We start from the raw sequence: 13065 nt of genomic DNA on the forward strand, positions 1-13065 counted from the left end.
TTACAGAATCGGCAAGAAAATCGAGCGTAATTAAATCTTTACACAATACTTACACTAAAAAGGATTGCATCTGTTTTGTATAAAAAGTACCGAGACCGATCCGAAATCCTTCGTACTGCGACGATCTAACGCAAATGGTAAAAGCCGTATTTTCACTAAATAATCTCCGGCTTGCCCCTTCTATTTACTCAGTTTATACTGGCAGCCTAGAAAAAACATGGGTTTATCTCCAGTATAAAATGTAATATTTTGCATAATTTCTACTCAGGTCATCTACTGAAGCCTATCTGCGAATCGAGATACCTTGGCAGGTTAAAGCCAAGCGAAGTCTCTGAAAGACTGAGTGAAAAGTTTGATTTGAGAAATCAGTCGAATTTTTGCGGACTTTAGGATTGATGAAACAAGTCTCAAATAATCTCTCCTCATGTTTTCATAGCAGTCCTAAATTGGTTGTGAAATTGGGGAAGAGGGGCAAGTTTCTCTACTCCCCCATTCCTCCAACTGGCAAGATCTGACAAATCAAACAGCAGTGTTATACACAGTTGCAGTTCTTTAACTAGGAAGCGTATATCCCATTGCTTTCTTCACTTTATTCAAAGTTTGATTTGCAACTTCAGAAGCTTTCTCTCTTCCCGATCGTAGAACAGACTCTAAGTAGCTTTGATCGGCTCGAATGGCGTGATATTTTTCCTGAATCGGTTGAAGCGCCGCGATCGCGGTTTCCGTCAACAGGGGTTTAAATTGTCCCCAACCCATGTCTTTACACTCTGCTGCGACTTCATCCTTGGGTTTGCCAGAGAGCAACATATACAGCGTGAGTAAGTTGTTGCATTCTGGACGCTCTGGATTGCCGAATTCTAGCCCTCGAACTGGGTCAGTTTTGCAGCGTTTGATTTTGTTTTGAATCACATCCGGCGGATCGAGCAGATTCAGGCGGCTCAGTTCGGACGGGTCAGATTTTGACATTTTCTTGGTGCCATCGGTCAGACTCATCACCCGCGCGCCATCGGCTCGGATCAGAGGATTGGGACGTTTGAGCACCGGAGCTTCAGGAGTCGCGAATTTGAAATTAAAGCGATCGACTAAATCGCGCGTTAATTCCAAATGCTGTTTTTGATCTTCGCCCACTGGGACTTTATCCGGCTCATACAGCAAGATGTCTGAAGCCATCAAAACCGGATAAGTCAACAAGCCCGTACCGACATCTTGCCCTTGTTTAATCCGCTTTTCTTTGAACTGGATCATGTCTTCGAGCCAGTTGAGCGGAGTAATGCAGCTTAAGAGCCATGCGAATTCAGCATGAGCGGGGACATGAGATTGAACAAAAATGGTTGTGTGTTCTAAATCAAGTCCGCACGCAAGATAGAGTGCCGCAACTTCGTAAGTGTTTTCTGCCAGCGTTGTACGATCGTGCGGGACGGTAATAGCGTGCAAATCAGCAAGGAAAAAATAGTTGTCGTACTGGTTTTGCCCTTCGACCCAGTTACGAATGGCTCCCAAATAGTTGCCAAGATGAAGATTTCCGGTGGTTTGAACGCCAGAAAGAACACGCTGCTTAGTCATACAATTAGAATTAGTCGCCCGTCGTTACTCAATGAATTTAGCAAACTCTTGGCGACTAAATCCTGATTTTTTGGCTAATCTGCAATTCAGACTTACCGTGTCGCTGTCGCAGTGAGAGCAGGCTGCAAAATCCGATCGATTTCTTGTAATTCTGCTGCACTCAACGTCACATCAGAAGCCGCTGCATTATCTTCCACTTGCTCAGGACGACTCGCCCCAATAATTGCACCTGTTACTTGCTGATCTCGTAACACCCAAGCGAGAGCAAGCTGTGCCATCGAGATATTCAGTTCTTCCGCGATCGCGCTCAAATCCTGCACCGCGCTCAAAATTTGATCGTTGAGAAAATCTCCCATAAATCCATTCATCTGGCTATTTGCTGCGCGCGAATCTTGAGGTGGAGCTTCACCCGGTTTGTACTTCCCGGTCAATACTCCTTGAGCAAGCGGCGACCAAACAATCTGTCCAATTCCGTTGGCAGCACATAAAGGAAAGACTTCCGCTTCGGGCTTCCGCCATAGCATCGAGTATTGAGGTTGGCTCGAAACAAACTTCGCCACATTCGGAAGATTTAAAGCGGCTTGAATCTGAGATGGACTCCACTCGCTAAAGCCAATGTAGCGAGCTTTCCCCTGTTGAACGACTTCGGTTAAAGCCGTCATCGTTTCTTCTAAAGGAGTGTTCTCGTCATAGCGATGACATTGATAGAGATCGACGTAATCCGTTTTCAAGCGCTGAAGCGACGCATCAATTTGTTTGCGAATTTGAGCGGCAGACAATCCTTGATCCGTGTCGGACATGGGAAAGTACACTTTAGTTGCTAGAACGTAGGAAGAACGATCGATCCCCTGTAAAACTTCTCCCAAAAACGATTCGGCTGATCCTCTACCATAGACATTCGCCGTATCGATAAAGTTAATCCCAACGTCAAAAGCTTTATGCACACAAGCTTCAGCATTTTGTCGCTCAACTCCGCCGCTATAAGTGAGCCAAGAACCTAGAATAATTTCTGAAACATTGAGATCGCTATCTCCTAACCTACGATATTTCATAATGATTTCCTCTTGAATGAAGCAATTGACTAAACCGACCTATCTTATAGAGCATTTGATTTCTACTCCTCTATCGGACGGATTGCTTTCCTCACAATCTTGCCGCGTAGAGTTTAAGAAAGAGAGACAAAAATGTGAAAGGATTGAAAATAGTCCATTCCAGCCTTGTCAATGTTTGAAAGCTTTTTACCGTCCGAAGTCTCCCAACTCACTGAAGAAACCTCGATCGCGCTAGCCCGCCAAATTCGGCGCGCTCCCATTCCAACTTCAATCAGCTTGGAATCGATTGAAACTGCATATGTGCATCAAGGCGAAGGCGGAATCCCAATTCTCTTACTCCACGGTTTTGATAGTTCAGTATTTGAATTTCGGCGATTGCTTCCTCGGCTTGCAAGCCATCATGACACTTGGATGGTTGATCTACTCGGATTTGGGTTTACCGATCGCCCAATCAATACGCCATTTAGCCCAGAAGCCATCAAAACGCATCTCTATGATTTTTGGAAGGAGAAGATTGCGCGTCCTGTAGTTTTAGTCGGTGCATCAATGGGAGGCGCTGCTGCGATCGACTTTGCCCTAACTTATCCTGAAACAGTTGCAAAACTGGTCTTACTCGATAGTGCAGGTTTTGCGGCTGGCCCTGCGATCGGTAAATTTCTGATTCCCCCGCTCGGCTATCTAGCAACCGAATTTCTCAGAAAACCGAATGTGCGGCGCAGTGTCAGTTTGAAAGCATATTGTGATGCGAGCTTTGTCACTGAAGATGCTGAACTCTGTGCTGCATTGCATCTTAAACTCTCTCGCTGGAATGAAGCTTTAATTGCGTTTACCAAGAGCGGCGGCTATAACTTTTTGAGCAATAAAATCTCTCAAATCGCTTGTCCTACCTTGATTCTCTGGGGTGACTCTGACCAAATTTTAGGCACAAAAGATGCAAAAAAATTTGAAAGCGCGATCGCGAACAGTCAGTTGATCTGGATCGAGCAATGTGGACATGTTCCCCACCTTGAAAAACCAGAAATTACTGCTCAACACATCCTTGATTTTGTGGCGTAATGAAAACTGGCATAAGTGATTCGCTCCTTCAAAGCTTGACCTCGCACAATCAAGCCACAAGCTTTGAAGGTATCGTGCGATGTCTGCATATTTAAGTTTTGCTTTCTCGATCGTAGCACTCGTTTTGCTTTGCTTCGGTGGATTACAATGGCTGAACATTCCAACGGGAAGCTTTTTGGATTGGGTGATTGGAGTTGCTATTTTTGGTTGGTTAGTGGTGATTGTTACGGTTCCCTGGAACATTCACTTTGCAGCAAGAGAAGCGATCGCAGAAGCAGAATTTTCAACGGATGCAAATATCTCAGTTGATCCCGCACAAATCAACTATCTCAGACAGGTACAATCTCGCTCGCTCTGGGTTGTACTTGTGCTGCATGGGCTGTCTGCACTGGCTTTGTATGCACTCGCGATCGCGGAAATTACGCCGGTTGGCTATATCGGCTCAGGTGCAGCTTTACTCCTGACTGGATTACGTCCTGCAATTCAAACCTATCGCTACTTTGCTTTTCGGATTGCAACCCTACGCGAACAATTCAAATATCCCCGTGAAGATGTCCTAGAACTTCGCAACCGCCTGATTACGCTAGAAAGTACAGCTGAGCGGTTAGAAACTCAATTCGATGCCGAGAATCCTAGTTCTTGGGTAGCGACTCAACAGCGAGAAATGCTTGCACTGCGCCAAGATTTGACTCGACTCGCATCGCTTCAAGAAGAGTTGCGATCGACGAATCAAGCCGATCACGAACGGCTCTCTCGTGAAGCTCGACAAGCGATCGCGCAAATTACAGCAGACGGACAATTTTTAGAACATGTTCGAGAAATTATTCGCTTTTTTAAGTCTGCATAAGCAAGACGATTTTAGTCAGGGCTTGCCGCTCCATTGCTATATTCCTCTAGTGATTGGTAAATCGATTTGCCTAGAGCATGAGAAACATATCACTGAAGCCTTTCGGATAAGATTAGATTTGGGGGTCAGAAGACTCGTTTGATCTGAGATCTGCTAATAAGAGATTGATTCGTTCTGCTACATCTGCTCTTCCTTCTGCTGGAGCATCGCGGAGAAAGACATCAATAATAAACCAGCGACATAGGAGCGGATCGACTGACACGAGATGCAGGATCACCTGATTGAGAACCTCGGTGAGAAGTCCATCCGGCAGACGACGCAGTTCATTGCGAATGACGATCGCTTCTTCTAGATTTTGGCTCTGACCTACTTTCAATACAGCTTTGACGACAGACTCGACTAAATGATTGAAATCTTCGGCACTGGGTTCTTGATTAAATGACTGACCTTTCAAAAGAGAATTCCTTTCTAAGTTAAATGAGCAAGACCTACAATCTAAGCAATGAATTTAGCGAAGTGCTAAGCAAAGCACTATACTACGCCCGCGTTAAAATAGGTTGATAGCTGTGTATTATCTTCTATCTAAAGATAGAAAGCAGCAAAGATTACCTCCATTGGTAGAAGCCATTCATAGATATAGAAGACGGATAATGAGTCCGAATATGTCTCTGGTATTGGATTGAAGCAGAGAAAATTCTGACTTTGGCTTAAACTACCCGTTCACTTTGCTATGACAACCGCACCTCTCACCAGCGAATCAGATAATCTTGATCTTCAGCAGCTTCTCAGAACACTGATTGAAGTAAAAAGGGGAAATTTCTCTGTCCGAATGCCGATCGATCAAACTGGAATTGCAGGAAAAATTGCCGATACGCTCAATGACATCATCGAGATGAATGAGCAAATGGCAACCGAGCTAGAACACATCAGCACTGTGGTTGGCAAAGAAGGAAAAATTAGTGAACGAGCGACGATCGACAATGCGCGCGGCGCTTGGAAAGCATCGATCGGCTCTGTGAATACGCTGATTACCGACTTAGTACAGCCGATGACTGAGACGACACGAGTGATTCGGGCAGTCGCAACCGGAAATTTAACCCAAACGATCGCGACTGAGATTGATGGTAGACCTCTGCAAGGAGAATTTCTGCAAACGGCTCAAATCGTCAATACAATGGTCGATCAGCTCAATTCCTTTGCCTCAGAAGTGACGCGAGTAGCGCGGGAAGTCGGAACCGAAGGCATGTTGGGCGTGCAGGCAGATGTGCCCGGAGTTGCGGGTACATGGAAGGATTTGACCGATAGCGTCAACTCGATGGCGGGCAATCTCACAGCACAAGTGCGGAACATTGCCGAAGTAACCACAGCCGTGGCAAATGGGGATCTCTCGAAGAAAATTACCGTCGATGTCAAAGGTGAAATTCTAGAGTTGAAAAACACGATCAATACAATGGTCGATCAACTCAATTCCTTTGCGTCAGAAGTAACGCGAGTGGCGCGGGAAGTGGGAACCGAAGGCAAACTTGGAGTGCAAGCAGATGTTCGAGGGGTTGCAGGGACGTGGAAAGATTTGACTGATAGCGTCAACTCGATGGCAGGCAATCTGACCGCACAGGTGCGGAACATTGCAGAAGTGACCACAGCCGTGGCAAATGGGGATCTCTCGAAGAAAATTACCGTCGATGTCAAAGGTGAAATTCTGGAGTTAAAAAACACTGTTAATACAATGGTGGATCAGCTTAATTCTTTTGCTTCGGAAGTAACACGGGTAGCACGAGAAGTAGGAGCAGAAGGAAAGCTTGGCGGTCAAGCACAGGTCAAAGGCGTTGCAGGTACGTGGAAAGATCTCACGGACAGCGTGAACTTTATGGCGGGAAGCTTAACTGCACAAGTGCGGAACATTGCCGAAGTAACCACAGCCGTGGCAAATGGTGATCTCTCGAAGAAAATTACCGTCGATGTCAAAGGCGAGATTTTAGAGCTGAAGAACACCATCAACATCATGGTGGATCAGCTTAATTCTTTTGCTTCGGAAGTAACACGGGTGGCGCGAGAAGTCGGAACAGAAGGGAAGTTAGGGGTACAAGCTCAAGTGCGTGGCGTTGCCGGAACTTGGAAAGATCTCACCGACAGTGTGAACTTCATGGCAGGTAATTTGACTGCACAGGTCAGAAATATTGCTGAAGTTACTACAGCTGTGGCAAATGGGGATCTCTCGAAGAAGATTACCGTCGATGTCAAAGGCGAAATTCTCGAACTGAAGAACACGATCAACACCATGGTGGATCAGCTCAGTTCATTTGCGTCAGAAGTGACGCGGGTGGCGCGAGAAGTGGGTTCCGAAGGAAAACTTGGAGTACAAGCAGATGTTCGAGGGGTTGCAGGGACGTGGAAAGATCTCACCGATAGTGTGAACTTCATGGCAGGGAGTTTAACTGCACAAGTGAGAAACATTGCAGCCGTGACGACGGCGGTCGCAAATGGGGATCTCTCGAAGAAAATTACCGTCGATGTCAAAGGTGAAATTCTAGAGTTGAAAAATACCGTCAATACAATGGTTGATCAACTTAACTCATTTGCTTCTGAAGTCACACGAGTGGCGCGGGAAGTGGGTTCCGAAGGCAAACTCGGAGTACAAGCAGAAGTTAAGGGCGTTGCTGGAACTTGGAAAGATCTCACCGACAGCGTGAACTTTATGGCGGGAAGCTTAACCGCACAAGTGAGAAACATTGCTGAAGTTACAACGGCGGTCGCAAATGGCGACTTGTCAAAGAAAATTACGGTCGATGTCAAAGGCGAGATTTTGGAGTTGAAAAACACGATCAATACGATGGTGGATCAGCTCAATTCGTTTGCTTCGGAAGTCACACGAGTCGCGCGAGAAGTGGGTACTGAAGGAAAGTTAGGTGTGCAAGCCTATGTCCGAGGTGTGGGTGGTACTTGGAAAGATTTGACTGATAACGTCAATTTGATGGCAGGCAATCTCACAGCACAGGTACGGAACATTGCAGAAGTCGCAACTGCGATCGCGAATGGCAATCTCTCTAAAAAGATCACCGTTGATGTCAAAGGAGAAATTCTCGATCTGAAAAACACCATCAATACAATGGTCGATCAATTGAGTTCCTTTGCTTCTGAAGTGACACGGGTGGCGCGAGAAGTAGGAACTGAAGGGAAGTTAGGCGGTCAAGCGCAAGTCGTTGGAGTCGCTGGAACCTGGAAGGATCTCACTGATAACGTCAATTCGATGGCAAGCAATCTCACAGCACAAGTGCGAGGTATTGCACGAGTGGTAACTGCGGTTGCGAACGGAAACTTGAAACTGAAGTTAATGCTCGATGCCAAAGGTGAAATCGAAACGTTAGCTGACACGATCAACGAAATGATTGATACGTTGGCAACGTTTGCAGAACAAGTGACTACCGTTGCGCGAGAAGTTGGAAGTGAAGGCAAACTGGGAGGACAAGCGAAAGTTCCGGGGGCATCAGGAACGTGGCGCGATTTGACCGACAACGTGAATGAACTTGCAGCGAATCTAACAACGCAAGTAAGAGCGATCGCTGAAGTTGCAACGGCGGTCACGAAGGGAGATTTAACGCGATCGATTTCTGTTGAAGCCAAAGGAGAAGTCGCGGTTCTCAAAGACAATATCAACCAGATGATCGCCAACTTGCGCGAAACGACGCAAAAGAACACCGAACAAGACTGGCTCAAAACCAACTTGGCGAAGTTCACGCGAATGCTACAAGGTCAGCGCGATTTAGAAACCGTCTCCAAACTGATTTTGTCAGAATTGGCTCCCTTAGTATCGGCACAGCACGGAGTCTTCTATTTGATGGAAGCGAGCGAAAATCGTGCATCTTATCTCAAACTCCTCAGCACCTATGCTTATCGAGAGCGCAAGCACTTAGGAAACCGCTTCCAACTTGGAGAAGGGCTGATCGGACAATGTGCGTTAGAAAAAGAACGCATTTTGCTGACTGAAGTACCGCCTGAATACATCACCATTAGTTCGGGATTGGGCGAAGCGGCTCCATTAAATGCAGTTGCACTACCTGTGCTATTTGAAGGACAGGTAACAGCGGTGATCGAACTTGCTTCATTCTCTCGGTTTAGCGATATTCACTTAACTTTCTTCGATCAGTTGACCGAAAGTATTGCGATCGTCCTCAATACGATCGCGGCGAGTATGCGCACCGAAGAACTCCTCAAACAGTCGCAATCTTTGGCAGAAGAACTCCAAAGTCAACAGAAAGAACTCACAGAAACCAATCAACGATTAGAACAACAAGCACAATCGCTGAAAGCTTCTGAAGAACTCCTGAAAAACCAACAAGAGCAACTCCAACAAACCAATGAAGAACTCCAGGAAAAAGCTGAACTATTAGCCGTGCAAAACCGGGAAGTAGAACGCAAAAACCAAGAGATTGAACATGCGCGTCGATCGCTAGAAGAAAAAGCCGAACAACTTGCCTTAAGTTCTAAATACAAGTCTGAGTTTCTGGCGAATATGTCCCACGAGTTGCGAACACCACTCAATAGTTTATTAATCCTGGCTCGTCTCTTTGCCGACAACACGGAGAACAACCTCACGGATAAGCAGATCGAGTATGCTCGCACCATCTATTCTTCTGGAAATGACTTGCTCGGACTGATCAATGACATTCTCGACCTCGCGAAAATCGAATCGGGAACAATGTCGCTCGATCCAGAACCCATGTCATTTACTGACCTGCGAAATCATCTCGATCGCACCTTCCGGCAAGTTGCCCAAGATCGCAAACTTGATTTTCAGATGCACTTTGATTCACAGTTGCCGCGCAGTTTGTACACCGATGCGAAACGGTTACAGCAAGTGCTGAAAAACTTGCTCTCGAATGCGTTCAAGTTTACTGAACAAGGTCAAGTGAGCCTTAGAGTCAGTCCTGAAACTGGGGGATGGAGTTTTGATCAAAACATCCTGAATCGTGCCGATCGTGTGATTGCGTTTGCCGTTTCTGACACTGGAATTGGTATTGCACCGGACAAACAACAGGTGATTTTTGAAGCCTTTCAGCAGGCAGATGGGACGACCAGTCGCAAGTACGGCGGGACAGGCTTGGGCTTATCGATCAGTCGAGAAATTGCTCGATTGTTAGGAGGCGAAATTCGATTACAAAGCGAACTTGGGCGAGGCAGCACTTTTACGCTCTATCTCCCCCAAAATGATAGCGGGCGTTGGGATTCCTCTAGATCTGCATCAGCGATCGCTGCGTCCCCATCTCCGATAGTTAGGTCTGCGGCAATGCAATCCGCCTCTGAAGCTCCAACCTCGACCAGTAATCCGCCAGAACCAGCAATTACAGTGCTTGAGCAAACGATCGAAGATGACCGAGACAGCATTCAGCCTGGAGACTTGACCCTGCTGATGATCGAAGACGATGTGAATTTTGCTCGCATTTTACTCGATGTAGCACGGCAGCAAGGCTTCAAAGGCATCGTTGCAACGCGCGGCAATGTTGGTCTAGAACTCGCACAGCAGTTTAAACCGACGGCAATCATGCTCGATATTCGCCTGCCTATTCTGGATGGTTGGATGGTGTTAGATCGGCTGAAGCATCACAATGCTACTCGCCATATTCCCGTTCACATCATGTCCGTCGAGGAAGGCTTACAGCGGAGTTTACGACAGGGTGCGATCGCTTACCTGCAAAAGCCTGTGAACAGTGAATCTCTGCGCGATGCTCTGTCAAGTATCAAAGAATTTGTCGAGCGTCCCGTGAAAACTTTACTGGTTGTGGAAGATGATGACGTGCAGCGTCAAAGCATTGTCGAGTTGATCGGCAATACGGATGTCGTCAGTACGGCTGTAGGAACTGGGACAGAAGCGCTAGAAATGCTGCGGTCGCAACGCTTTGATTGTCTTGTACTCGATCTAGGATTGCCTGATATGGATGGATTTGCCTTCCTAGAGCAAGTCAAGCAAGAACCGAGCCTCATCCATTTACCCATTATCATCTACACCGGAAAGGATCTGACTGCTCAAGAAGAACGAGAACTGCGACGCATTTCAGACACTATCATTCTCAAAGATGTGCGATCGCCAGAACGCTTGCTGGATGAAACTGCTTTGTTCCTGCATCGAGTGCAAGCGAACTTACCAGAAATGCAGCGACAGATGCTAGAGCGATCGCAGCAAGAGGATAGAACACTTGCAGGCAAAAAAATTCTCATCGTCGATGACGATATGCGGAATATCTTTGCGTTGACGAGTGTTCTAGAGCGATATCAGATGGAAATTCTCTATGCCGGAAATGGTCGAGAAGGCATTACGATGCTGCAAGAACATCCAGATATTGATTTAGTGTTGATGGATGTGATGATGCCAGAAATGGATGGCTATGAAACAACACGAGCAATTCGACAAGACCACCAGTTCCTCAACTTACCGATCATTACACTGACTGCAAAAGCAATGCGAGGCGATCGAGAAAAATGTATGGAAGCCGGAGCATCAGACTACATCACGAAACCTGTCGAAACTGATCAACTTCTCTCGGTACTTCGAGTTTGGCTTCAGCGCTAGTTCTATTGTTTTTGGGAGGCATAGAGATGCCTCCTACATTCGGCATTACTTCATGGATCGAACAGGCAAACAAATCGTGAATTTAGTTCCCTGCCCAATCGTACTACTTGCCGTGATCGTGCCCTCATGGGCTTGGATAATGCGTTGTGCGATCGCAAGCCCTAATCCTGTACTACTACCTTTTCGCGACGGATCACCCGTGTAAAACTGCTCAAAAATTCGGGGCAATGCAGTTTGATCAATGCCAGGACCTTGATCTTGAATGATAATGATGATGTGCTGACCGTCACGTGTCCCCGTGATAGAAACTTGAGAATGTTCTTTGAAATATTTGATAGCGTTATCCAAAATATTCAGCAAAGCTTGCAAAAGTCGCTCTGGATCACCAACGAGGGAAACCCTTGCAATATTGAGATGAAACGACATGTGGTGCATCTGCATTCGCGTTTCTACCGCTCGAACTGCCCGATCGATTAACTGCCTCAGGTCAATTCGCTGCTGCTCTAGCACCGTTGCCCCCGCTTCTAATCGCCCCAAATCGAGGAGGTCATGAATCAAGCGGGCTAATCGCCGTGTTTCATCTTCAATGGTTTGAAAAAAGCGATCGCGCAAATTCGGTTCTTCGACTGCTCCATTTTGCAGGGCTTCTACTGTCACTTGAATATTGCTAATGGGGGTACGCAGTTCATGTGAAACATTTGCGAGAAAAGTACGCCGCTCTTGATCCAATGACGCTAACCGTTCACTCATACGATTGAGTTCGTTCGCAAGTTCATCTAACTCATTACTTTGACGAATACTTAACTTGTCACCAAAGTGACCGCTGCCTAAACGAATGGCAAAATTTCGCATCGTTTGTATGGGGATAGAAACACTTCTAGCTAAGCGATCGCTAATCACCGCACATAGAATCATGGTCAGCAAGAGCGTCCCAATGACCGTCCACCATAAAAATGAAAACTGTTGTTGGAATTGTTCTAGCGTCACTGACATTCGCAGCACGCCGAGAAACTGCCCATTACGCCAAATCGGGCGTGCAACATACAAGCGATCGTCGCCTGAGAATATCCCTTTCGCTGTTCCCTGCACTGTCCGATTTTGCAAAGCTTCTTGCACCCCCGGAACCGCCAGCCAGTTTGTAATGTGACGGTCTGTCTGGGCAGAAGATGCGAGGAGCTGCCCTTGTGGACTCAAAACGCGCAGCGTTATAGTTTCGGGCTTCCCGTAGCGTTGCATGAACTGTTGAACTCGCGCAATATTCTGCTGTTCTAACTCATCTGCAACACTCTCGCTAATCGCAGTCGTCCAATTTTCTAAATCGGTTTGTCGCATCTGGATAAAGTAGCGAGACAGCGATTGCAGCAGAAACCCTGCCATCAGTGACGTTCCTAGCACTGTGAGCAACCAGTAAGTGACCAAGAGCTTTGTGTGTAAGGAATTCCACTTGATTGAACTCAATGGTTTAAGCCGCATTGCCCTTACTCTACGATCGCTGATCCTTCACCTGCTGAATGCCGCCGCAACAACACTGCCCGAATCCGCGCTAGCAATTCCCGTGTGTTAAACGGCTTGGTGATGTAATCATCGGCTCCGGCTTCGAGTCCCCAGGTTTTGTCGAGATCTTGATCTTTTGCTGTCAGCATGACGATGGGAACATCAGAAAACGCTCGAATGCGCCAACACACTTCCATACCTCCCACCTCTGGCAGCATCAAATCCAGTAAAATTACATCTGGTACTTGCTTATGAAAGAGTTTTAAGGCAGCAGCACCGTCCGCTGCGGTTGTGACGTGATAGCCTTCCTTCTGCAAAGCGTAGCTTAGGCTATCCCGTAAGGGTGCTTCATCATCAACCAGTAAGACATGAGGCATAATTCGTAACTCAGACAGTTTCGCCCTAGAGAATTCACTTTCTATCTATTTTCATCTTGAAGGGACAACGATCACACGTCCGAATTGCAAAATCCTCCTTTAGTCAGGTTT

At 46.6% G+C, this 13065-nt stretch carries 8 protein-coding genes; 3 read left to right on the top strand and 5 right to left on the bottom strand.

Translation table 11 applies throughout. From position 1 onward, the window contains the following. Positions 1 to 552 precede the first annotated feature (552 nt). Together trpS and LEPBO_RS0115435 are read right to left on the bottom strand one after the other, a co-directional pair. Entirely contained in the window at positions 553 to 1563 is a 1011-nt protein-coding gene (gene trpS, locus LEPBO_RS0115430) for a tryptophan--tRNA ligase (protein ID WP_017288459.1), read from the bottom strand. Between the two features lie 92 nt (positions 1564 to 1655). After that, positions 1656 to 2615 (bottom strand): aldo/keto reductase family protein, encoded by a 960-nt coding sequence (locus tag LEPBO_RS0115435; RefSeq protein ID WP_017288460.1) that lies wholly within the window; start codon positions 2613 to 2615, stop codon positions 1656 to 1658. A 171-nt stretch (positions 2616 to 2786) separates the two neighbouring features. Between LEPBO_RS0115435 and LEPBO_RS0115440 the strand changes: the two genes are divergently transcribed. Continuing rightward, on the top strand, positions 2787 to 3671 hold the full coding sequence (locus tag LEPBO_RS0115440; protein ID WP_017288461.1) for an alpha/beta fold hydrolase: 885 nt from the start codon (positions 2787 to 2789) through the stop codon (positions 3669 to 3671). Between the two features lie 79 nt (positions 3672 to 3750). Beyond that, positions 3751 to 4518 (top strand): hypothetical protein, encoded by a 768-nt coding sequence (locus tag LEPBO_RS0115445; RefSeq protein WP_017288462.1) that lies wholly within the window; start codon positions 3751 to 3753, stop codon positions 4516 to 4518. A gap of 112 nt (positions 4519 to 4630) precedes the next feature. Here the strand turns inward: LEPBO_RS0115445 and LEPBO_RS0115450 are convergent, their stop codons facing one another. Beyond that, positions 4631 to 4972, bottom strand: coding sequence for a hypothetical protein (locus tag LEPBO_RS0115450; protein ID WP_017288463.1), 342 nt, complete (start codon positions 4970 to 4972; stop codon positions 4631 to 4633). A 276-nt stretch (positions 4973 to 5248) separates the two neighbouring features. Here LEPBO_RS0115450 and LEPBO_RS0115455 point away from each other — a divergent pair, with 276 nt between their 5' ends. Continuing rightward, a complete protein-coding gene (locus LEPBO_RS0115455; protein ID WP_017288464.1) occupies positions 5249 to 11083 on the top strand; it encodes a HAMP domain-containing protein in 5835 nt (1944 codons plus the stop codon). Positions 11084 to 11128: 45 nt separating this feature from the next. Here LEPBO_RS0115455 and LEPBO_RS0115460 read toward each other — a convergent pair whose 3' ends face one another. After that, positions 11129 to 12556 (bottom strand): sensor histidine kinase, encoded by a 1428-nt coding sequence (locus LEPBO_RS0115460; protein WP_017288465.1) that lies wholly within the window; start codon positions 12554 to 12556, stop codon positions 11129 to 11131. A 5-nt stretch (positions 12557 to 12561) separates the two neighbouring features. Next, positions 12562 to 12954 (bottom strand): response regulator transcription factor, encoded by a 393-nt coding sequence (locus LEPBO_RS37175; RefSeq protein WP_017288466.1) that lies wholly within the window; start codon positions 12952 to 12954, stop codon positions 12562 to 12564. Positions 12955 to 13065: the final 111 nt, after the last annotated feature.

The organism is Leptolyngbya boryana PCC 6306 (assembly GCF_000353285.1).
GTDB classification, from domain to species: domain Bacteria; phylum Cyanobacteriota; class Cyanobacteriia; order Leptolyngbyales; family Leptolyngbyaceae; genus Leptolyngbya; species Leptolyngbya boryana.

What these genes read in the sequence shown, in the direction of transcription:
- LEPBO_RS0115455 (WP_017288464.1), top strand. Translation starts at nt 5,249, where the DNA reads ATGACAACCGCACCTCTCACCAGCGAATCAGATAATCTTGATCTTCAG.
- trpS (WP_017288459.1), bottom strand. Translation starts at nt 1,563, where the DNA reads ATGACTAAGCAGCGTGTTCTTTCTGGCGTTCAAACCACCGGAAATCTT.
- LEPBO_RS0115460 (WP_017288465.1), bottom strand. Translation starts at nt 12,556, where the DNA reads ATGCGGCTTAAACCATTGAGTTCAATCAAGTGGAATTCCTTACACACA.
- LEPBO_RS0115435 (WP_017288460.1), bottom strand. Translation starts at nt 2,615, where the DNA reads ATGAAATATCGTAGGTTAGGAGATAGCGATCTCAATGTTTCAGAAATT.
- LEPBO_RS0115440 (WP_017288461.1), top strand. Translation starts at nt 2,787, where the DNA reads ATGTTTGAAAGCTTTTTACCGTCCGAAGTCTCCCAACTCACTGAAGAA.
- LEPBO_RS0115445 (WP_017288462.1), top strand. Translation starts at nt 3,751, where the DNA reads ATGTCTGCATATTTAAGTTTTGCTTTCTCGATCGTAGCACTCGTTTTG.
- LEPBO_RS37175 (WP_017288466.1), bottom strand. Translation starts at nt 12,954, where the DNA reads ATGCCTCATGTCTTACTGGTTGATGATGAAGCACCCTTACGGGATAGC.